Origin of the sequence: Ferrimonas sp. YFM (genome assembly GCF_030296015.1) — a bacterium.
Lineage (GTDB): Bacteria > Pseudomonadota > Gammaproteobacteria > Enterobacterales > Shewanellaceae > Ferrimonas.
Map to the genome: position 1 here is coordinate 3,258,688 of NZ_AP027368.1, position 21,029 is coordinate 3,279,716.

Genomic DNA, 21,029 nt, shown 5'->3' on the forward strand with positions numbered 1-21,029 from the left:
GCCAGTGGCTAAAACATCAGTAAGGGGTTTACAGAGTTAACCGGCCAGATCACTCAAATGTGATCCAGATCACGCAGGCACAAAAAAAGGGGGACACACTGTCCCCCTTTAACACACTGAAATCGGATTAACTTCTCGCAGAGTCCACCCAGCGGTGAATCTTCTGCTCCAACACGGCCATGGGCAGCGAGCCGGAAGTAATCACCTGATTATGAAACGCCTTGAGATCAAACTTGTCACCCAGTTCTTTCTCGGCATAGGCGCGCAGTTCCAGAATCTTCAGCTGACCCACCTTATAGGAGAGAGCCTGGCCGGGAATCGCCATGTAGCGCTCTACCTCGGCAATGACGTCGGTCTTGGCCAGAGGGCTGTTATCCAGCATGTACTGAATCGCCTGCTCCCGACTCCAACCCTTGGCATGAAGACCGGTGTCCACCACCAGCCTCATGGCACGCAACATCTCATCGGAGAGCTTGCCGAAATACTGGTAGGGATCGCTGAACAGCCCCATCTCGATACCCAGGTACTCGGCGTACAGGGCCCAGCCCTCCTCGAAGGCGGTGTAGCCGCCAAAGCGCTGGAACTCCGGTACCCCTTCCAGCTCCTGCTTGATGGCTATCTGGAAGTGATGGCCTGGTGCCGCCTCATGAAGAGACAGGGTGGTCATACCCCACTTCGGCTGAGCCTTGAGGTTAAAGGTGTTGATGTAGAACACCCCGGGACGGCTACCATCCGGGGATGGTGCTTCGTAGGAAGCGCCGGCGGCAGAGCGCTCACGGAAGGGCTCGACCGGCTTGACGATGTAATCCGCTTTGGGTGACACATCGAAGTATCCGGGAAGCACTGCATCGATGCGACTCTTAAGCCCCATGTAGCCATCCACCAGATCCTGCTTGGTGGTAAAGAAGAACTTGGGATCGCTGCCAAGGTGTTCAAAGAACGCCGCCAGATCTCCCTCAAAGCCCACCTGCTGGCGAACCCTATCCATCTCACTGAGGATGCGTGCCACCTCCTGCAGGCCCAGCTCATGGATCTGATCCACAGGCATCTGGGTGGTGGTGTTCTCATTGGCGAGGAACTGGTACCAATCCTTACCATTAGGCAGACCCCACCAACCGTGCGAGCCACGGGACGCAGGCAGATAGGTCTGGGTCAGATAGCCATCGAGTTTGGTCAGCGCCGGCATCAGCACTGTCATGATGGCCTCTTGGTAGCGAGCCTTGAGTTTGGCCTTCTGCTCATCACTCAGGTCGGCAGGTAACTCGGCCAAGGGCTGGGCAAAGATGCTGTCGGCGGGGTTGTCCACCAACTGCGCCTGAATCTGGGGAATCATCCGCTCCACCAGGACCCGGGGCAGCACCACCTTGGACTCAATCCCCTGATCCATGCGTAGGATGGCGCTGTCCACCCACTGGGCAAAGCCCTGCATCCGACCAATGAAGTTGTCGAAATCCTGCTCGGTCTCAAACGGCTGAGCCGATTCTCCGCTACCCAGTTGCACCAGGGTAAACACCTTGGAGTAGAACTGGTTCAGCGGCAGCCAGCGAGAGGGATAGGTCTCGGCCTTCAGTGCGGTCTGAACGTTATAGCGAATCACTTCGAAGCCGATCTGGTTCTGCTCCGACAGCTGGGCAACATCAATCTTGTTGAGGTCGTCCAGCATCTTGCTGTTCATGTCATGGCGAGCCTTGAGGTACTCCTCAGTCAGCTCATTGCCAAACTGGTGGTTGTACTGGCTCCGGCCGGCAAAGGTGGCACTGATGGGATTGAGGGCCAGCTGGTCCTCGAAATACCGGTCAACCAGCTCCAGGTATTGCTGCTCCATGCTCTGCTGGGTCTGTACCTGGGCGGCGTCAGCATTCTGTTCCTTGGGGGACTGGGCCGGTCCACAGGCTGCGGTGCCCACGGCCAATGCCAGGGCCACAGCGAGTTTTGCCACTCTCATTCAGTGCTCCTTTCTATTCCGTTTTTTTGAGAGACAGTATGAAAAAAGCCCCGCGAGCGGGGCTTTTCGATTAGATGCGGACTTTCTTCCGCGCCGCGGTGTCCTTGATGTAAGAGAGCCAGCTCTTGGCAGCTTTGGCCGTCTTCTTATCTTTGGTTGCCGCTTCACAGGCCGCATAGGCCTGCTTGTATTTGCCGTCGTAGAAGTAGGCCTGAGCCAGAACCATCTGCAGCTGCCCCTTGTTCGTCAGGCCATCGGCCTTCAGAGCATTGTTGCCAGCAGCCTGGGCCGCCTTGTACTCCTGGGCTTCCAGCAGCAGCGCTGCCTGCTTGGAGTAGTGCTTAGCCTTGTTGCTCAGCTTGGCCGCTTCGCCGTAATACTGGGCCGCCTTCTTCACCTCTTTAGCCTGGTGATAGGTGTTGGCCAGCATGGACAGGGAAGTTTCGTCCTTCTCTACGATGCCTTTACTCAGGTACATCTCCTGAATCTTGGCAGACTGGTACGGTACCTCATTCTGAGCGTACAGCTGCGCCAGCATCTTGTAGTGAGAGGGCTTCTCCAGCAGGTCCTGACGGTAAGCTACGTCCATGGTGTAGAGGGCTTTCTTGTAGTCTTCGCTGAGCAGATACATCTGCGCCAGCTGGACCCACAACTTGCTCTCTTCAGGGAACAGCTCAACCATGGTCTCAACAACCTTGGCCGCCTTGGGGTACTGCTTGGACTCGTAGTAGGAACCCATCTTCAGTACGTAGGCGTTTTTGTTGGGCTTGCTCTCCAGGGCGATGGCCTTGTCAGCCAGAGGGATCACCTTGTTGTACTGCTTCAGCTCATACTGAGCCTGGCCCATACGCAGGTAGACGTTTTTGTCTTCCTTACAGGTGAACGCCATCCACTTCTCGTAATCTGCCAGTGCACCCTTGTACTGCTTCTCCTGCATGCGCAGGTCAGCCAGCAGTCGCATCGCCTGGGCATGGTCGGTGCCACCCAGTACGTCCGCGTCTACAGCCAGTTGCAGATACTTCAGGGCTTCAGAGGTTTTACCCTCGATGCCGGCGTAGATGTTACCAATGAAGCGGTTCACGTAAGCCTTGTCGAACGCCTGCTTGGGATTGATCTCAAGCATGACTCGCAAGGCTTCATCCATCTGATCGGTCGAGTAGAACTCAAACGCTCGCTGAACCTTCTTACCCACCCGCTCGGACATCACCTTGGTCTGGCGCTTGTCAATTGGGCACTTCTCTTCCGCGGCCTGGGCCTGGGGCAGGGCTGCTACGCCCAGCGCCGCCACAACCAGAGCAGGCAGCAATTTGCTTTTCATGCGCATGATACCTCCTCCTTAGCCTTGGTCTTTGTTGAGTTTGAAGTCCAGGCGAACGGTGATGCCAGGCTGTTTAACCGGCTTGCCGTCAACGATCTTGGGCTTGTACTTCCACTTACGCAGTGCGCGCTTCGCTTCTTTGTCGAACAGGCGCTTAGGCTCCGCTTCGATGACAATGATGTCTTCCGGCTGTCCCAGTTCGTTAATGGTGAACTTCATCACCACGTACCCTTCTTTGCCCTCACGGAGAGCCTTCATGGGCCACTTGGGTTCCATCCGAACGATGGGGGTCGCGTCACCGTCGCGCATCATTGCGCCACCGACATCACCCATACCGGAGTTCACACCACCGATATCCACACTGGGCACATTGATGGACACAGCATCGGAAACCTCGTTGGTTTCTGGCTGCAGATCAATGGGCTCTGGCGGCTTCTCTGGCGGCTTCGGCGGCTTGGGCTTAGGACGGTCACGATTTTGTGCCTTCGCGTCCTGGCGATCCATCACGATCTCAATCGGCGGAAGATCGACACTGTTGGCGGCGCGCTTGGCGCCACCGTCGATCAAAAACGCCATGAAAGAGAACAGAGCGAAGGTCACCGCTGCGCCAAGTACTAGGGCTAACAGTGATCTCAGCATAATTACTCTTCCTTCGCTGCTACGGAGATGGTGTTGATACCGGCAGCTTTCACCTGGTCCATCACCTTAACTACGATGCCATGCTTGGCTTCTTTGTCCGCCTGGATCATCACAGAGGCTTCAGGGGATTCAGCCAGCATACGTTCAACGTTAGCACGTACACGCTGGATATCCACTTCACGCTTCTCCATGTATACGATGCCGGCCTCGTTGATGGCGATAAAGATGTTAGCCGAAGGCTTCTTGCTCGCCTGTTGTGCCTTAGGACGGTTCACATCAATACCGGACTCCTTCACGAACGAGGTCGTTACGATGAAGAAGATCAGCATGATGAAAACGATGTCCAGCATCGGAGTCATATCGACTTCCGCACCCTCTGCTGGGGTTGCATGCTTTTTGCGTGCCATAATTCTCTCTCTAGTGGTGCGACAGACTATCCTGGAGCTTCTCAGCAGACACCTTCAAGGACGCATTCAGACGGGTGCTGAAAAATACGCCGGAGAGGGCTGCCACCATGCCGGACATGGTCGGGATAGTTGCCATTGAGATACCACCTGCCATCAGACGGGGGTTACCAGTACCCTGTACTGCCATCACTTCGAATACTGCAATCATACCGGTTACGGTACCCAGCAGGCCCAACATGGGGCAGATGGCGACCAGAGCGTTGATAACACCCATACGGGCAGTCAACTGTTCCTTGGCCTGGGAAAGCCATGCTTCACGGATGCGGTGGGCATGCCAGGAGGTTTTATCCTCGCGGGCCAGCCAGTTCTCTACTACCTTCTTGCGCACCTTGGGGAACACAAAGCTCAGGTAGAAGTAACGCTCCAGCATCATGGCCCACATCAGGAACAGGGCACCTGCTACAAGCCAGAGAACGTCACCGCCGGTTGCCATGAAGTCCCTGACAGACTCCCAGAGCTCTATCAGGTAAAGCATAATCACTTGCTCCTTGTTTCAGCGTGAGCAGCCACGATTCCAGCACTTTGCTCTTCGAGCACGTCCACTACGGCGCGGGCACGGCCAGCAACCAGAGCGTGAACCAGAATCAGGGGCAGAGCAGCGATCAGACCCAATACAGTTGTTACCAGAGCCATGGAGATACCACCGGCCATGATCTTCGGATCACCAGTACCGAACAGGGTGATGTTCTCGAAGGTCTTAATCATACCGGTTACGGTACCCAGCAGACCCAGCATAGGTGCGATAGCGGCCAGTACCTTAATCAGAGGTACGCCACGCTCGATGCTTGGGGTTTCTTTCAGAATCGCTTCGTCGATCTTCAGTTCCAGAGTCTCAACGTCAACGTCTTTGTTCTCCTGGTAAACCTTCAGGATGCGGCCCAGAGGGTTGTTGCCAGGGTTGTCGACATTCTTGATCTGGGAGCGGATCTTGGCAGACGCCGCGGTCAGAGTCATAACCTTCCACAGGGCAATCAACAGACCGAAGCCCAGCAGGCCGGCGATGATGTAGCCTACGGTGCCACCCTGATGGAACTTCTCTTCCAGAGAAGCTTTCTGGGTGTATACCTGCAGCAGCGCGCCCTTGGAGGGGTCAACGAAGGTAGCGGTGGTTTCACCGGCGCCGGCACCCAGGAACTTCTTAACGGAAGCCACTTTGTAACCCTCGGGCTGCTTGGGCAGCTCCAGGATGGTGCCAGTTTCGGAGTTGTAGCTCAGGTACTCGCCGTTGGCCAGCAGAGTAAAGGGACCAACACGGGTTACTTCTTGGTCGGCTACGTTACCGTTGGAGTCGGTTACGGGAGCGGTGAATTTCACGACCTTGCCAGACTCGGTCATTTCGGTCTGCAGGGAGATCCACAGCTCTTCCAGTTCCTTGATGGTCGGCAGCTCTTTGGCCTGAGCCAGCTTGAACATCAGGTCTTCACGGCCAGGGTACTGGGCGCTGATCAGAGACGCATCGATCAGGCCTGCGGTGTCGTTGGACACCTGACGTACCACACCGAACATCTCACCCAGGTCACCTTTGGCGGTTTCCAGGTCTTTGTTCAGCTGGTTGATGGTCTGGTCGTTGTCGGAGAAGCGACGAACCAGGTCTTCACCGCGCTGCTTTTCAGCAGCCAGGGTGGCCTTGGCCTTCTTCAGCAGGGCAGCCTTGTCGGAACGCTCTGCATTGAACTCGGCTTCACGCTTCTTGTTCAGCTTGGCTTCGGATTGACGCTCGGTCTTCACCTGGTTCAGCAGCTGATCCAGAGAAACGGCTTTAGGCGCCTCGGAGGCCAGGGCTGCACCGCTGAAAGACAGGGCAGCGGCTACCATGGCGGTAGAGATCAACTTTTTCATTACTCAGCTCCCTCCGCGGTCTGAACAGGCAGTTTCAACAGGTCTGGGGCGGCCTGCTTACGGGCCATCTTGATGGCGTTAGCCACGCTGCGCATGTTGTCGTCAGGCAGAGCCTTCCAGGTGCGAGCGTTGTTGTCCCATACCCAACCACTCTTCTGATCCAGAGACTGCGCCAGGAATACCACGCGGCCCAGGTGGAAGAAGTCTACGGTCAGTTCTTTGCCGTCGATGTTCAGCTTACCTTCGTAGGCAGCCATCTTGTTGCCGTACTCGTTCTCGATCTGGTAGGCATCCAGAACCAGACGGTACTTCTCTGCGGTGGATACGTTGGAGTCACCCATCACCTCTTTCAGACGGGCAACACGGTTGCGACGCTCGTCGATAGAGAAAGGCACGTCCAGTTCAATGAACTGCTCCATGGTATCGATCATCTTGAAGGTCAGAGGGATGATGCCCTGCTTGGTCTTCTCGATGCCACCGATCTGGGTCTGCAGGGAAGCGATGTTGGCTTCCTGATCTGCTACCAGGCCGGCGTAGTAGTCGTTGTAGGACTTCAGGGTCTCATACTCGTCAACCACCAGACGGTAGTCGTACAGCATGTCTTGAGCCTGGTCATACAGCTTATTGATCTTCTTTTGAGACTTAGCGGCGTCGTTCTGAATCTGTTCGTCGGCTTTCTGAATGCCGGCCAGATCAGCGGCGGACGCAACGCCGGTGCCTGCCAGTGCCACAGCAAAGGCAGTTGCTAGTGCGGTTCTTTTACTAATCACGGACATAGTTCCCAACCAGTCTTGTTGTGAGTTTGCGGCTCCGGCGACATTATTATGGTGTGTACACCTATGCATTTTGTCGGAGCCAGTCCTACATTATTGGTCTATTTGTTATATATCCCTTGCTCTCTTTTCCTTTGCGAAGGTGAGCGCCCCCGCATCTTTCCACAGTTTGCCAAGGTGTGTCAACCGTGTTACCAAATGCTTCAGAGAGCAAAGAATGGATAAATCCGGACAACGGGATAAATTTTATTCAAACAGTGCTTTTTCCTGCATTTTCTTCATCTTTATTCACAGTGCTGACCAGTATCTAACTCCACCACAACAACACCAACAGGGTTAAGATTGCCATATCTTATAACTCAATAGTCAAATTCACTAGAAACAACCCTGCAACACAGCATCAGTCACCCACAGATCGACTTACGAAAAAACCACAAGCTTTGCAGCCAGAATTGGAAACCTGAGCTTCCACTCTCTGTTCAACGAGATTCACCCCTTGGGGAATAACAAGGCGGGTAGAAGCGACTGATTATGCAAGTCGGATCGCGCTGACACAGATCCAGAATCCGAAGATCCTTCACTCAGATTTCGATTGCGTGTGATGCCGGTTGGCAAAGGGGTATGGCGGGAGGGATCGGCTTAACAATAGGCATAAAAAATGCCGGCAGCGACGCTGCCGGCATTGTTAAGGTGCAAACTGGCTTAGAAGCTCATGCTGGCACGGGCATAGTAGTAACGACCAATCACGTCATAGGTAGACACGTCGGTGTTGGCGCCAAAGGCAGAGAACACAAACGGAGGCTGCTTGTCGAACATGTTGTCCACACCCAGGGTGAAGGTCAGGTTCTCGGTAGCGGCCCAGTTGGTCTGCAGGTCCCACACGGTGTTGGACGGTACGTCGCGGTCAAAGGCGTCGGTCCACCAGCCAGACTCGGTCTCGGTTACACCGGAGATGTAGCGACCGGTCAACGCAGTGTCGAAGTCAGAGATGCTCCACAACATGGTCAGGTTGGTCTTCCACTCGGCGAACATGCCGTCGTGACCCTCTTCGAAGCGGCCAGTGTGATCAATGATCTCACCACCGGCAATCTCCTTCTCGTAGCTCAGCAGGTAGGTACCGTCCAGAGCAACGCGGAAGTCACCCCATTCGCCGGTCTCGAAACCGTAGCTGAACTCGAAGTCGATACCGTCAGTGTCGATACCACCAACGTTCACCTGATAGTCGTACACGAACAGGATGTTACCTGGTACGGCAGAATCCAGACCGAAGCGCTCGATGGTGCCACAGTACTCACCACGCTCGTAACAGCCATCCAGGCGAGCCTGGGTGCCTACGGTAGAGATGGCGTCGGTCAGTTCGATGTTCCAGTAGTCGATGGTGGCAGAGAAGCCATCCAGCCACTCGGGGTTGTACACCAGACCGATGGTCATGATCTCAGCCTCTTCAGGCTTCAGCTCAGTACCGTCTGTCCAGTTGTCAGCACCACCCACCTTGGTGGGGATCTGCTCAACACCGCCAGAATCGTAACCGCCTTCAGGTACACCGGTCGCGATACAGTTGGCGTTAACCGGGCCGGCCTCACAGGGGTCGGTCGCTTCAGGGAAGCTGGTGCTGGCACCGCCGAACAGTTCGGTGGTGTTAGGAGCACGGAAAGCCTCGGCGTAGCTGGCTCGCAGCAGCAGGTCGGAGGTTGGGCGCCACTCCAGGCCCGCACTTCCGGAGGTGTTGTCACCGAAGGTGGAGTAGTCGGAGTAACGTACCGCCAGGGTCAGGTCCAGGCTCTCAACCAGAGGCGCGTCCTTAACCAGAGGCAGATAGAATTCGGCGAAGAACTCATCCACGCTGTAGGAACCTTCGGTACCTACGGCAGAACCCGCGGTGGTGATGCCCTGCAGAATCAGAGAATCCGGGGTGTAGGAGCCGCTCTCTTTGCGGTATTCATAACCGGCAGCGAAGCCCACGTAACCGGCAGGCAGTTCGAACGCATCACCGGTGATGATGGCCTGAATGCCTTCCTGACGGTTCTGACCCAGCTCAGTGGTGTTGTAGTTACCACTGATGTACTGCAGCATCTCGGCAGTGATGGCGGAATCGGTGCCTGGCTGACCGAAGATGTTCAGAGGTACACAGCCATCAATGATGCCGCCCTCTTCGTTCAGACATACCAGAGACTGGCCGTTGGGAGCGTCGACAATGGGGTTGCCGCTGCCATCGACGATCAGTGCACCGTTCTCATCCAACCAACCGGTAGGACCTACGGCTTCGGCTACGCGATCCAGGTTGAAGTAACCCTCACCACGCTCAACGGAGTCGTTCTTACCGTAGTTGTAGGATACTTCCCAAGCCCAGCCGTTCTCCAGCTCGCCTTCGAAGCCCACAACGGTGCGGAAGGTCTTGTAGTCACGGGTGTTGGCACGACCACCGGTCTCAACCATACGGCGACGCCAGTCGTTGATCACGAAGGAGTTGCCATCGGGATCCTTAGGACCCTGGGTGCGGTTGTAGTAGTTGTTTGGAGAGTAAGGTGCCGGAGAGCCGAAGAACACCAGAGGAGCCAGAGGCTCGGGGGCCAGCAGACGCTCACCGTTGGTTTCTACGTAGGACACTTCACTGAAGGCACGTACATCACCCAGGAAGCCCACCTGACCCAGCTCATAGCTGCCGAATACGTTGGCGTAACGGCGGGTACTTGGAGTCTGCAGGTAGTTAACTGGGTTGTAGTTATAGGAGTCGGTGGCACCGTTGTAGGCACGCCAGTCACCAAACTCCGGGCCACGGGTAACGTTGTCACCGTCGTAGCCGTCCATGTTGCCCCATGGTGGCGCGGAGGAACCACCCGGCTGGGTAGTGCCGTCTGGGTAAGCACGCAGCTCGAACTCGGAGAAGCCACGATCGCCCATCAGAACCTGACCCTGATCGGCCCAGCCCAGAGCAACCACAACGTTACCCTTGTCGCTGGCCGCGCCGAAGGTTACGTCGATGGACTTCTTCTCACCGTCACCTTCACCGGACTCACCATACTCCAGCTTCACATCGAAGCCTTCAAAGTCGGTCTTGGTGATGATGTTTACTACGCCGGCGATGGCGTCGGAGCCGTAAACGGCGGACGCACCATCTTTCAGCACTTCAACGCGCTTGATGATGGCGGTGGGGATGGTATTCAGGTCAACGGAGCCGTTGGCGCCGCCACCACCGGCCACAACGCGGCGGCCGTTGATCAGGACCAGAGTACGCTCAGAACCGATACCCCGCAGGGAGAAACGAACGGAGGAATCACCGCCGTTGTTGGTCTGAGTGTTCACTGCTGCACCCGCTGAGGAACTCAGGTTTTGCAACAAGTCACCTACGTTGGTGACGCTCATTTTTTCAATGGAAGCTTGATCAATCACGGTGACCGGATTGGCGCCTTCCATGTCGGTACGCTTAATACGAGAACCGGTGACCTCGATACGTTCAACACCTTCCTCTTCCGCCCATACTGGGGCTGCGGTCATCGCGGCGGCAGAAGCACCGGCGATTAAGGACAGTCGAACAGCTTTTGAGACTGTGCTGCTTTGCATGTTTATCTCCCTAGACACATCAATGTGTTTATTGTTTTGTCCGTAGCGACTTGAATCCCAAATTAAGAACGCTTCGGTAGGGCAAGCCCTTTAGCAACACCGATATTAATCACAGGGGCAACAGCTATGCAACCTTTCTTTTACATGAGTTTTGTCAGCAAGAGATGGTGCGGCGCTCAAGGAATAACCAAAACAAAGTTCAACCCACTTCAAATAGTGAGCAGCATCCGCATAACCCACTCCAAAAAACGAATTTCAGTTTAATACTCCGTTGACAAAGGGTGTGACACAATTTTTACAACCAAAATTTCACCCTGATCGAAGATCTAATTTCATTAACAAACCGGATACACACAATCATTAACTGGGCAATATTGTCAATTTCCGACCTATTTGACCGACAAAAAAAAGGCCGCCCTCTAAAGGGCGGCCCATTCTACAAATTTATGTGTGCATTACAGATAAATACGCAGACCGATAGCGAAAGCGTTGTCATCCAGGTCATCGCCGGTACCGAAGCGGTACTCACCGTAGGTTTCAACGTTGCTGCTCAGCATTTTCGCCGCACCCACCAGGATGTCGGACTCGTTGTATTTGCGGCCCAGGGCGTCAACGGCATCTTTGGACTTGATGAAGCGGTGCATGGTGTACACCGTGGTGTCGTTGTCGAAACCGTAGCTCAGTACAGACTCCAGACCTTCGGACTCACCGGTGAAGCGGTAGTCTTCCTGGTTGTCACCCTGCATGTAGGCAACGGCGGCATACAGGCCTTTGCTCCAGGTACCGTAGCTGGCAGATACGATGGTGCCATCTACGCTCTCGCCATCTTCCAGAACCACACCGTTAGGGGTGGTGAAGGAACCGTCTACGTCGCCGCCGTAGTAACCGGCGCCCAGGCTGATCTGGCCAACCTTGTATACCAGGCTGCCGCCCATGCGGTCATCCAGACCGTTTTCGGCACCCTGCCACTGCAGGCCCAGGGTCAGCTCACCGGCACCGCCCAGAGAGAAGGTGTTGTGGTACTGCAGAGCCTGATCCGCACGGCCCATACCGGTTTCACCGCCATCGACGCCGTAGGAGTATACGCCCAGGTGATCGGCCCAGAAGGCGTATGCGTAATCGGTGACCACTGCCACGTCATAGTATACAGACCACTGTTTACCAACGGAGATGCGACCGTAATCGTCGTGAGAGATGCCGATGTAACCCAGACGGGTTTTGAAGGATTCGCCGCCGTTCACCATGTTGAACTGGCTTTCCATGCGGGAGTCGACCTTAAAGCCGTTACCCATGTCGCGATCAAAGCTGAAGTTGATGCGCGGCATGTTGTCATTGATCTTGGTGTCGCCGGATTTGTCATCCAGCTGAACGGTTAGGTGGCCACCCATAGTTACGGAATTAACACCGTCGTTATACAACTCAACTGCCTGTGCTTGGGCAGCCAACAACGCCGGAACGGCAACTGCAATAAGTGACTTTTTCATCTAACCTAACCTTGTGTGTATCTGATTCTTAGTGTGTCTCCCAATCCATCGCGAGCAACATTCATCCGCTGAAGGGGACCGAGACTAGCAAGAAATCTTCAAATCACACGACGATCAACTTCACACTTTTGTCAGGCTAAATGCATTAAATTGCATCAGAAACGCATAAATTACTTTTTAATAACCACCTTCGACTCCTTTTCGTTACAGTCACTTAACAAGGCCTCATTAAAATAAACCCATCTGACCTGTCATCAGTTTTTCCAGAGTCGTGGGTGACTCCTGATGAGCCAGCACCGGCTCCACCACCGGCTCGATCTGTTTCTCCAGATAATGCTCATAGTCCGGCGTCACCTCCCCCTCCTCCAGAGGAGTGGGGCCGCTGCGCCCCATGACATAGGCTATCTGACTGCCGCGGCGATAGCGCTGCCTGCCAAGCAACTGATTGGCCCGCTCCGCCGCCACCACATGAGGCCCCTTTGAGCGATACTCTCCCAGCTCCTGTCTGAGTCGCTTGCGGTACACCAGCAGATCATCACACTCGCCACGCATCAGCGCCTCGGTTCTCTCCAGCACCAGAGGAATCACCGGTTTTCCTTCAAACCAGTGCCGATACAACTGTTGCTGCAACTCGCGAGCCAAAGGGGTCCAGTCACTGCGTACCGTCTCCATCCCCTTAAACACCAGCTCCAGTTGGCCACCCTTACGGGTCGCCCCCACATAGCGCTTCTTGGATCCGGTTTCCGCGCCGCGAATGGTGGGCATAAAAAAGTGCTCGAAGTGGGTTTCAAACTCCAGCTCCAGCACACTGTCCAGCGCCAGCTCATCCTGCAACTTCTGCTGCCAGCGTCGATTAACCAGTTGAACCAGCTCCCGGCCAATCTCGCAGGCCCGCTCGGCGGTGAGGTGATCGCCGACATGGACGAAGGTGGAATCCGTGTCCCCGTATATCACCTCATAGCCCTCAGCCTCAATCCAGGATCTGGTGGTCTTCATGATCTCGTGACCGCGCAGGGTAATGGAGGAGGCCAGCCTGGGATCGTGGAACCGGCACCCGGCCGCTCCCAGCACCCCGTAAAAGGAGTTCATCAGAATCTTGATCGCCTGTGACAGCGGTGCGTCCTTACCGGCCTTGGCCAGTTCCCTCTGTTGCCACAACCCTTCGATGATCGCCGGAAGACGGTGTCGCCGCCGGTGGAAGCGGGCCCCCCGGAAACCGTCAACGGCGTCGGCCTCATCGGCCCGGTCGGCCGCCACCATTCCCATGGGGTCGATGAGGAAGGTGCGAATGATGGAGGGGTAGAGAGACTTGAAATCCAGCACCAACACATTGCGATAGCGCCCCGGCCTGGAGTCCATCACATAGCCACCGGGGCTGGGGGCGATGTCACTCTCGGTGAGATCCGGCGCCACAAAGCCGGCGCGATGGAGTTCGGGCAGGTAGAGGTTGGTAAAGGCCGCCACCGAGCCGCCCAGCCTGTCCATCTGCAGTCCGGTCAGCTGCGCCCGCCGGCAGGCGAAAGGCAGCAGGTGCAACTTGTCGAAGATGCGCCTCACCAACTCGCAATCCATCAGGTTGTAGTGTGCCAGAGCCTGTTTATCATGATGGAAGTTGTGTTCAATCTCCTCCATGCGGTTGCCGCTGTCCTGGCACGCCTTGCCCTCCCCCAACAGCTCCTTGGCGACGTTATCCAGGGCAAAGCTGTCAAACTGATAGAAGGCCGCCTTGAGCCAGTCGATGCCATCGAGGACAACCCGCCCCGCCAGGCCATAACCTCTGCCCGGCCCAGCCTGCTGTTGCCACAGTGGCAATGTCTCCCCCCGGCCCAGGGTAAAGGGGATGCCATGCAGCTCGGCGCGCTTTTGCAGCAGCTTCAGGTCGAAGCCCACCACGTTCCAGCCAATGATGACGTCCGGGTCAAAGCGCCCGAACCAGGCGAGCAGGGCCCTAATCAATTCGGCCTCATCCACACACCACCTTATATAAGGAGGGGCATCCGCTTCAGGCTCTCCCCTCATCAGCACGCAGGCGTCCATGTCGCTGTGCAACCCTATGGAGTAGAGTTCCCCCTGGCGGCTGCACTCGATGTCCAGGGAGACCAGTGTCAGCGCCGGAAGCCTATCCGAAGCACGTACCTGCAGCCCCTCGGGCCCTTGGCGCCAGGAGAGTGCCGAGGTGATGCGGCGCTCCATAAGAAAGCGGTCGCAGGCGCGCACATCGCTCTCCAGCAGGGGGATGTCACGACTCTGGCAGAAGGATTGCAGCTCATACCAGAGCTTATCGGAGCGGAGGTAGACCCCGAGTTGCGGCCGGTGACCAAAGTCTGTGGCCTGAATCGAGGCCAGTTGCCACTGGCTGCGCGGCCAGGGACTGAGCCACTGCCTCAGCGCCTGTTCCTGCTCTGCGGGGACAAACCCCTGGTGGGCCTGGCCGGGAATGGTCAGCCTGACCGGCCCCTGATCAGTGGCCAGCCAGTACTCCAGGGTGATGCCCTGCTCGTCGCCATACTGGTTACGGCTCAGCAACCAGCCGGTTTGATGTGTGGGTTCGGTCATTGAGGCATTCTCACCTAAATACTGGTATTCTGTACAGCTACTTTCCCCAACCCACGCACAGCATGCTCAGCGATAAAACCAAGAAACTGACCCGCCAGGCCTACAACGGCATCGCCGAAGCGATCCCCAACTTCGTTCGGCGCAAGGAGCAAAACTACCTGATTGCCGAAATCGCCAAGACCCTGGCCGGTGAGTACTGCAAGGAGCGGCGCATTATGGTAGTCCAGGCGGGCACCGGCACGGGTAAATCCCTGGCCTACTGCCTCGGCGCCATTCCTCAGGCCCTGGCCAGCGGCCGCAAGGTATGCATCGCCACCGCCACCGTCGCCCTGCAGGAGCAGCTGGTGAACAAGGACCTGCCCCTGGTACAGAAGCACAGTGGCATGAACTTCCGCTTTGGCCTGGCCAAGGGACGGCAACGCTATGCCTGCCTCTCCAAGCTGGAGCTGCTGGCCGGCGAAGCCGGTGAAGGGGAAACCGGTCAGCAGGCCCTGTGGGAGAGCAAACCCGCCAGTGCCGATGTCGCCCTGCTGAAACGCCTGCACCAGGCCTATCATGAGGGCAAGTGGAATGGCGAGGTGGACAGCGTCCCCGAGCCGGTACCCGATTACCTGTGGCAGCAGATTGGCTCTGACAAGCACAGCTGCAACAAGCAGCTGGCCGCGCACCGCGACTGCCCCTTCCACCGCAGCCGGGACGAGATGGACAGCTGGGACGTACTGATCGTCAACCACTCGCTGCTGTTGGCGGATCTGGAGCTGGGTGGCGGCAAGATCCTCCCCGATCCGGACTCCATGTATTACATCGTCGACGAAGCCCATCACCTGCCTCAGGTGACCCGGGATTTCTCCGCCGCCAGCGCCAACATGAAAAGCACGGTGGAATGGCTAGGTAAACTGGAAAAATCCGCCCACAAACTGGCCCGGGAACTGCGCTCCGACAAGGCCACCAACCTCGCCATGGAACTGACCGAAGATCTTGAGGCCCTGGGCGACGGCCTGGGTCAGGTGGTCAGCTTCTGCGAAGCCAACCAAAGTCTGTTCGACAACCCTGAGCTGCGCCACCGTTTCGAAAACGGCGCCCTGCCCGAGGTGCTGGTCACCCTGGCCACCAACCTCAAGACCGCCTGCGGCCAGGGACTGAAGAAGCTCACCAAGCTGCAGACCATGCTGATGGAATCGGTCAAGGAGGGGGAGATCAAAGGCTGGCAGGCCGAGCCCATGGTGGCCGAAGTGGGCATGCACCTGCAGCGGCTGGAGGGGCTGACCCAACTGTGGCAGATGATGTCCAGAGAGATCCCGGAAAACAGCGCACCGCTGGCCCGCTGGATAGAAAAGGTGGAGTTTCAGCAACGCCACGACTTTCATGTGAGCACCTCCCCCATAGAGATCGGCTTTATGCTGGAGGAGATGCTGTGGAGCAAGGCCGCCGGCGTCGCCCTGCTCTCCGCCACCCTGATGGCCCTGGGCAGCTTCGATCACTACCGTCATCAGGTGGGGCTGCGCAACGACGACGGCACCCGATACACCGCCCTGCCCTCACCGTTCGATTACCAGCAGAACGCCACCCTGTTCCTGCCCAAGGTCGCGGTGGAGCCCCAGGATGACCGCTTCGGCGACATGCTGGTGAAGACCATCCCGGATCTGCTGGAGGAGGAGACCGCCAGCCTGGTGCTCTTCACCTCCTACCGCCAGATGGAGGCGGTGGCGGACACCCTAAGGATGCACAAGAAGCTGCCGATTCTGGTGCAGGGCGAGGGCGCCCGCTCCGAGCTAATCGCCGAACACAAGGCCCGCATCGACCGGGGCGAGGTGTCCATCCTGTTTGGCACCAGCAGCTTCTCCGAAGGACTGGACCTGCCGGGAGACTACCTGACCAACCTGATCATCACCCGACTGCCCTTTGCCGTACCCACGTCACCGGTGGAACAGGCGCACGCCGAATACATCAAGTCCAAAGGGGGCAACCCCTTTTTGCAGTTGGCGGTTCCCGATGCAGCCAAAAAACTGGTACAGTCCTGCGGTCGCTTGCTTCGCAACGAAACCGACTATGGCAGAATCACAGTGCTGGACCGACGCCTGGTGACCAAGCGTTACGGCGGCGCCCTGTTGGACTCTCTGCCCCCCTACCGCCGCCATATTGAATATTGAGATGATGGAACTGGGTCTCGACCTAAACCTGATACTGCTGCTCTCCACCGTTGCCTTTGCCGCCGGCTTTATCGATGCCGTGGCCGGCGGCGGTGGACTGCTGACCATTCCCGCTTTGCTGACTGCCGGGCTGCCACCGCACCTGGCTCTGGGCACCAACAAACTGGCCGCCAGCTTTGGCTCCTTTACCGCCAGTTGGACCTTCTATCGCAAGCAGCTGTTCGACCCCCAGTTCTGGCGCGGCTCGGTGTTGGCCACCTTTATCGGCGCCGGGGCTGGCACCCTGGCGGTGGATCTGTTCTCCGCCGATCTGCTCAACCGCATCCTGCCCCTGGTGATCGTCGTCATCGCCCTCTACACCCTGCTGGCCCCTTCCCCCTGTGACGAACAACGGGGCCTGCCGGTAAAAGACAAGGTGCTGCGCACCAAGCAGTGGAGCCAGGGGTTGTCATTGGGGTTCTACGACGGTTTCGCCGGCCCGGGAACCGGCGCCTTCTGGACCGTGTCCTCCATGGTGCTCTATCGGATGAACATCCTGCTCTCCTCAGGGCTGGCCCGCAGCATGAATTTCGTCAGCAACGCCACCTCCCTGGGGTTCTTCATCGGCCTGGGCCATGTCCATTTCGGCATCGGCCTGGCGATGGGCGTGTGCCTGATGGCCGGCGCCTGGATCGGCGCCCACTCCGCCATCCGCTATGGCAGTCGCTTCATCCGGCCGGTGTTCATCTCAGTGGTACTGATCATTGCCGGCAAGCTGGCGGTGGAGGCCTGGTTATGAGTTATCGTGCCCGCACCGAACTGCTGCAACTGCTCAGCCAGCGGCTGGAGCAGCTTAAAACCCAGGTCCAGCAGCATGACCGCTCCCTGGCCAACAACACCACCCAGGCCCTGGATCATCAGCAGAGGTTTCACTCCGCCCTGTTCGACCATACCGGCGCCTCCCTGACTCAGTGCCTGCAGCGCCTGGAGCAGGATCTGCAGACCCTGAGCAGGCTGAGTCAATCTCCGGAATCAGGTGACACTTTCGAACTGGTGTGTCAGCAGTTTTCCGACCGCTACCAGGCGGTGATGCAGGCGATGAGCGCCACCGGCATACAGGCGGCAGGGGCACGCTTCTCCAGTCGTCGCAAAGGGCTGCCGAGGCAGGACAGTCAATATCAATGGATCGCCCGTTCGGTGATGCAAAACAGTCACAGCGCCTATGAGGAGCTGAGAAAACATCAAAATTGGGCCAATCGTCTTCAACAAAAGATTCATGAATTGGAACAAAAACTTGATTTGCATCAGGGGACGGAAAAAATCACACTACAGAATGAGATTCTGGCAACGCAAAAGCGGCTTGGCCGTTGTCGTCAGGCTATGACTTATATTGAAGAACGTATCGCCCGCCTGGAGAAGGGTGGGCAGAAACACTAAGGAGCACAGGATGAACAAAGCCTCACTGATGGCTGCACTAATCGCCGGAGGCATGAGCCTGAACAGTCTGGCAGCTGAACTGAACATTCCATTGTCCATGGAGTTCATCGCAGTTAATGGCCAGGAGGTGAAGTCCAATTTCTTCAGCCACAAAGATGAACTGGAGCTGGAGAAGGGCAAACACACTGTGGCCCTGGTCTACAAGGATCTCATCGAAGAGCCCTATGGTGACGGTCACCAGCGGGTCAACTCCGACCCCTTCCTGCTGCACATCACCATCGACGCCGATGGCGAATACAAGCTGCGTCCCGAAACCCCCATCCGCGATCTGAAGCAAGCCAAGGCCTTCGCCAAAGATCCCAAGGTGTCCGTGACCCACTCCGGTGGCCAGCAGGTCCAGTACAGCATCGAGATGACCAGCATCCGCGAGGAGAGCATCATCGATACCCTGACCAAGGAGCTGACTCCCGAGCAGAAGCATAAGCAGGAAGTGATTGCGGCCACCGCCCCAGCGGGCAGCGCCACCAACGCAGCCGTGGCCACTACTGCCACCGTGGCGACCAGCGCCGTTGCCGCTACCGCCCCCAGCCAGAGCAAGCCAGCCAACCAGGCTCAACTCCAGGGTGACGTTAAGCTGAACCCAGAAGCGATGCTGAAATACTGGTGGCAGCAGGCCGATGAAAAAACTCGCAAAGAGTTTATGACCTGGGCCATCTCCAACATGTAAGGCCCCGGAGGCTGCTTCCAGGTAAGGGCTCGGTGTCGGTCAGACACCGAGTCTGCTCCCAGGAGTCAGCAGCCCCCAACGCGGGAACCTCTCCCGCCGCCGTCGCCCATGCTGCACTGCGTCTATCACCCCATCTATTCCCAACTGGTGCTGCCGCCCACTCACGGCTTCCCCATCACCAAATATCGCCATCTGCGGGACCATCTGCTGGCCACCCTTCCCAGGCAACAACTTCAATGGCACCAGCCCAGCCCTCTGCCGCCAGAGGCGATCCAGCGCTGCCACAGCCGGGAATACAGCCAGGCCTTTATGGAGAATCGACTGGATCCCAAAGCGATTCGTCGCATGGGCTTTCCCTGGAGCCAGACCCTGGTGGAGCGCACCCTGACGTCGGTGTCCGGTACCTGCCTGACTGCCCATCTCGCACTGGAACATGGCCTGGCCCTGCACCTGTCCGGAGGCTACCACCATGCTCATTTCGACTTTGGCAGCGGCTACTGTGTCTTCAATGATCTGGTGTTGGCTGCCGAGCAAGCCCTGACCCAGCCTGGGGTCGAGCGGGTGCTTATCTTCGACCTGGATGTCCACCATGGTGATGGCACCGCAGCGCTCTGTGCCTCCAGACCAGAGATCATCACCTGCTCTGTGCACTGCGAGTCCAACTTCCCCAGCCGCAAGCCCCCCTCAGACCTGGACTTCCCACTGGAGAAAGGAGTAGGCGATCACGCCTATCTGCAGACGGTGGATCAGGCCCTGACTCTGGCCCTGAGGCTGCACAGCCCGGATCTGGTGATCTTCGATGCGGGGGTCGATGTGCACAAGGATGATCGCCTCGGCTACCTGGAGGTGAGCGATGAGGGATTACGCCAGAGGGAACAGCTGGTACTATCTAGATGTAAGGACAGCGCCATCCCCCTGGCCTGCGTTATCGGCGGCGGCTACGACCGCGATCCCGACAGCCTCACCAGGCGCCATGCGCAGCTGTTCCACGCCGCCTTCACTCTGGGATAGAGGACCCTGACACATGGACGCTGAAATCAGAAACTACTATGAGATCCTGCTGGATCAGACCGTCACTGAGCGCAAACTGAGAGAGAAGTTCGATGAGGATCAGCTGGCCGACCTCTTCTGCCTGACTCTCAACCAGCTTCCCTGTCGCTACTTCCGACACCGGGTGGATCTGAGCGCCTACGCCTCCATGGATGAGCTCATCGCCATGCAGAAAAACGTAGACCAGGCCCTGGAGCGGGCTCAGGAGTACATTGAAAATCACCCCCGTAAAGATTGAGCTCTGCCTGCTGCTGGTCGCCGGCCTGCCAGCAGTGGCCAAGCCCGTGCCCACCGCCCCTTTTACCGCTCACTACCAGGCCAGCAGCCAGGGGGTGTCCTGTGGTCAGGGCACCCAAAGCCTGAGACTGGACGGGCAGCAGGCCCTGCTCGAAGGCAGTGGTGACTTCTGCCTGTTCGGCGACGCCAGCAACCTCAGCAGAATGAGCTGGTTCGGCAAACGCTGGCACACCGACAGCTTCTCCTCGCAAGTGCACGGCTGGTTCCCTGTGGCCTACCAGGGCACTGTGGACGCTCAGGGCACCATGGCGGTAACGGAAGACGGTGAGCCCATTCAGTATCCGGACACCATGCTGCCTGCCGTCCAGGGCGCCGCCACCATGTTGCAGAACCTGCCGCTGCTGGCCGCACCCGGCCAGGATGTGGTCACCAGCTACACCTGGGGCGATGAAACTCGCCACTATCGCTTCGAAAACCTCGGCATGACCACGCTGTCGCTGATGGACAGAGAGGTCACCGCCCTGCACCTTCGTCAGACTCACCCAAGAAAGTCCAGGGTGGCCGATTTCTGGTTTGCACCGGAGTTGGGCAACCAGCTGGCGCGCCTGGAGGTCCGTCGTCTGGGGATTCTGGTGCTTGAGGTTGAGATGACCCAGTTCCACTCCCTGGCCATGCCAACTCCCCATAATCAACAGCAATAACCCAATCCTCTCAGGCTTTTTTGCGCTTTTCCCTACCCAGGTCTAGTTTTAGTGGCGTCAGTGCGTCGATTCATATTCAACCAAGTGAGACGGAACTGACACACCGCTGACACATAGTGCGGCGATGTTAGGACTCGGCGGGCATCACACAGTTTCAGGGACGACA

17 protein-coding genes are annotated in these 21,029 nt (G+C 57.4%); 7 read left to right on the forward strand and 10 right to left on the reverse strand.

Features of this window, described 5'->3' with window-relative positions; genetic code table 11:
* Window positions 1-127: 127 nt before the first annotated feature.
* The 10 genes from QUE41_RS15190 to QUE41_RS15235 all read right to left on the reverse strand — a co-directional run bounded on the left by QUE41_RS15190 (window position 128) and on the right by QUE41_RS15235 (window position 14,582).
* Window positions 128-1,945 (reverse strand): DUF885 domain-containing protein, encoded by a 1,818-nt coding sequence (locus tag QUE41_RS15190; protein WP_286339852.1) that lies wholly within the window; start codon window positions 1,943-1,945, stop codon window positions 128-130.
* Between the two features lie 70 nt (window positions 1,946-2,015).
* The gene (locus tag QUE41_RS15195; RefSeq protein WP_286339853.1) at window positions 2,016-3,269 is read right to left on the reverse strand and encodes a tetratricopeptide repeat protein; all 1,254 of its coding nucleotides are present in this window, start codon (window positions 3,267-3,269) and stop codon (window positions 2,016-2,018) included.
* A gap of 12 nt (window positions 3,270-3,281) precedes the next feature.
* Window positions 3,282-3,902, reverse strand: a complete 621-nt coding sequence (locus QUE41_RS15200) for an energy transducer TonB (RefSeq protein WP_286339854.1) — start codon at window positions 3,900-3,902, stop codon at window positions 3,282-3,284.
* 2 nt (window positions 3,903-3,904) lie between these two features.
* The gene (locus QUE41_RS15205) at window positions 3,905-4,309 is read right to left on the reverse strand and encodes an ExbD/TolR family protein (protein ID WP_028110303.1); all 405 of its coding nucleotides are present in this window, start codon (window positions 4,307-4,309) and stop codon (window positions 3,905-3,907) included.
* Between the two features lie 10 nt (window positions 4,310-4,319).
* Window positions 4,320-4,844 carry a MotA/TolQ/ExbB proton channel family protein gene (locus tag QUE41_RS15210; protein ID WP_028110302.1) on the reverse strand — a complete coding sequence of 175 codons (525 nt, stop codon included), beginning with the start codon at window positions 4,842-4,844 and terminating at the stop codon, window positions 4,320-4,322.
* A 2-nt stretch (window positions 4,845-4,846) separates the two neighbouring features.
* The gene (locus QUE41_RS15215; protein WP_286339855.1) at window positions 4,847-6,208 is read right to left on the reverse strand and encodes a MotA/TolQ/ExbB proton channel family protein; all 1,362 of its coding nucleotides are present in this window, start codon (window positions 6,206-6,208) and stop codon (window positions 4,847-4,849) included.
* Window positions 6,208-6,984 (reverse strand): DUF3450 domain-containing protein, encoded by a 777-nt coding sequence (locus QUE41_RS15220; RefSeq protein WP_286339856.1) that lies wholly within the window; start codon window positions 6,982-6,984, stop codon window positions 6,208-6,210. The genes QUE41_RS15215 and QUE41_RS15220 overlap by 1 nt, the downstream gene beginning before the upstream one ends.
* A 699-nt stretch (window positions 6,985-7,683) precedes the next feature.
* Entirely contained in the window at window positions 7,684-10,542 is a 2,859-nt protein-coding gene (locus tag QUE41_RS15225; RefSeq protein WP_286339857.1) for a TonB-dependent receptor domain-containing protein, read from the reverse strand.
* Between the two features lie 455 nt (window positions 10,543-10,997).
* Window positions 10,998-12,026, reverse strand: coding sequence for a porin (locus QUE41_RS15230; protein WP_286339858.1), 1,029 nt, complete (start codon window positions 12,024-12,026; stop codon window positions 10,998-11,000).
* Between the two features lie 228 nt (window positions 12,027-12,254).
* Entirely contained in the window at window positions 12,255-14,582 is a 2,328-nt protein-coding gene (locus QUE41_RS15235; protein WP_286339859.1) for a DNA polymerase II, read from the reverse strand.
* Window positions 14,583-14,644: 62 nt separating this feature from the next.
* On the opposite strand from QUE41_RS15235, the gene dinG reads away from it, so the two are divergent.
* The 7 genes from dinG to QUE41_RS15270 all read left to right on the forward strand — a co-directional run bounded on the left by dinG (window position 14,645) and on the right by QUE41_RS15270 (window position 20,863).
* Window positions 14,645-16,732, forward strand: coding sequence for an ATP-dependent DNA helicase DinG (gene dinG / locus QUE41_RS15240; protein WP_286339860.1), 2,088 nt, complete (start codon window positions 14,645-14,647; stop codon window positions 16,730-16,732).
* 1 nt (window position 16,733) lies between these two features.
* Window positions 16,734-17,510 carry a TSUP family transporter gene (locus tag QUE41_RS15245; protein WP_502875902.1) on the forward strand — a complete coding sequence of 259 codons (777 nt, stop codon included), beginning with the start codon at window positions 16,734-16,736 and terminating at the stop codon, window positions 17,508-17,510.
* A complete protein-coding gene (locus QUE41_RS15250) occupies window positions 17,507-18,148 on the forward strand; it encodes a primosomal replication protein (protein WP_286339861.1) in 642 nt (213 codons plus the stop codon). Before QUE41_RS15245 ends, QUE41_RS15250 begins: the two co-directional genes overlap by 4 nt.
* 10 nt (window positions 18,149-18,158) lie before the next feature.
* Window positions 18,159-18,875, forward strand: coding sequence for a YccT family protein (locus tag QUE41_RS15255; protein WP_286339862.1), 717 nt, complete (start codon window positions 18,159-18,161; stop codon window positions 18,873-18,875).
* Window positions 18,876-18,983: 108 nt separating this feature from the next.
* A complete protein-coding gene (locus QUE41_RS15260; protein WP_286339863.1) occupies window positions 18,984-19,886 on the forward strand; it encodes a histone deacetylase family protein in 903 nt (300 codons plus the stop codon).
* Between the two features lie 13 nt (window positions 19,887-19,899).
* Complete coding sequence (locus QUE41_RS15265; protein ID WP_286339864.1) at window positions 19,900-20,163, forward strand: late competence development ComFB family protein; 264 nt, start codon at window positions 19,900-19,902, stop codon at window positions 20,161-20,163.
* Entirely contained in the window at window positions 20,138-20,863 is a 726-nt protein-coding gene (locus QUE41_RS15270) for a hypothetical protein (protein WP_286339865.1), read from the forward strand. Before QUE41_RS15265 ends, QUE41_RS15270 begins: the two co-directional genes overlap by 26 nt.
* Window positions 20,864-21,029: the final 166 nt, after the last annotated feature.

Coding starts and splice junctions, on each gene's coding strand:
- QUE41_RS15190 (WP_286339852.1), bottom strand. CDS start 1,945: ATGAGAGTGGCAAAACTCGCTGTGGCCCTGGCATTGGCCGTGGGCACC.
- QUE41_RS15195 (WP_286339853.1), bottom strand. CDS start 3,269: ATGCGCATGAAAAGCAAATTGCTGCCTGCTCTGGTTGTGGCGGCGCTG.
- QUE41_RS15200 (WP_286339854.1), bottom strand. CDS start 3,902: ATGCTGAGATCACTGTTAGCCCTAGTACTTGGCGCAGCGGTGACCTTC.
- QUE41_RS15205 (WP_028110303.1), bottom strand. CDS start 4,309: ATGGCACGCAAAAAGCATGCAACCCCAGCAGAGGGTGCGGAAGTCGAT.
- QUE41_RS15210 (WP_028110302.1), bottom strand. CDS start 4,844: ATGCTTTACCTGATAGAGCTCTGGGAGTCTGTCAGGGACTTCATGGCA.
- QUE41_RS15215 (WP_286339855.1), bottom strand. CDS start 6,208: ATGAAAAAGTTGATCTCTACCGCCATGGTAGCCGCTGCCCTGTCTTTC.
- QUE41_RS15220 (WP_286339856.1), bottom strand. CDS start 6,984: ATGTCCGTGATTAGTAAAAGAACCGCACTAGCAACTGCCTTTGCTGTG.
- QUE41_RS15225 (WP_286339857.1), bottom strand. CDS start 10,542: ATGCAAAGCAGCACAGTCTCAAAAGCTGTTCGACTGTCCTTAATCGCC.
- QUE41_RS15230 (WP_286339858.1), bottom strand. CDS start 12,026: ATGAAAAAGTCACTTATTGCAGTTGCCGTTCCGGCGTTGTTGGCTGCC.
- QUE41_RS15235 (WP_286339859.1), bottom strand. CDS start 14,582: ATGACCGAACCCACACATCAAACCGGCTGGTTGCTGAGCCGTAACCAG.
- dinG (WP_286339860.1), top strand. CDS start 14,645: ATGCTCAGCGATAAAACCAAGAAACTGACCCGCCAGGCCTACAACGGC.
- QUE41_RS15245 (WP_502875902.1), top strand. CDS start 16,734: ATGATGGAACTGGGTCTCGACCTAAACCTGATACTGCTGCTCTCCACC.
- QUE41_RS15250 (WP_286339861.1), top strand. CDS start 17,507: ATGAGTTATCGTGCCCGCACCGAACTGCTGCAACTGCTCAGCCAGCGG.
- QUE41_RS15255 (WP_286339862.1), top strand. CDS start 18,159: ATGAACAAAGCCTCACTGATGGCTGCACTAATCGCCGGAGGCATGAGC.
- QUE41_RS15260 (WP_286339863.1), top strand. CDS start 18,984: ATGCTGCACTGCGTCTATCACCCCATCTATTCCCAACTGGTGCTGCCG.
- QUE41_RS15265 (WP_286339864.1), top strand. CDS start 19,900: ATGGACGCTGAAATCAGAAACTACTATGAGATCCTGCTGGATCAGACC.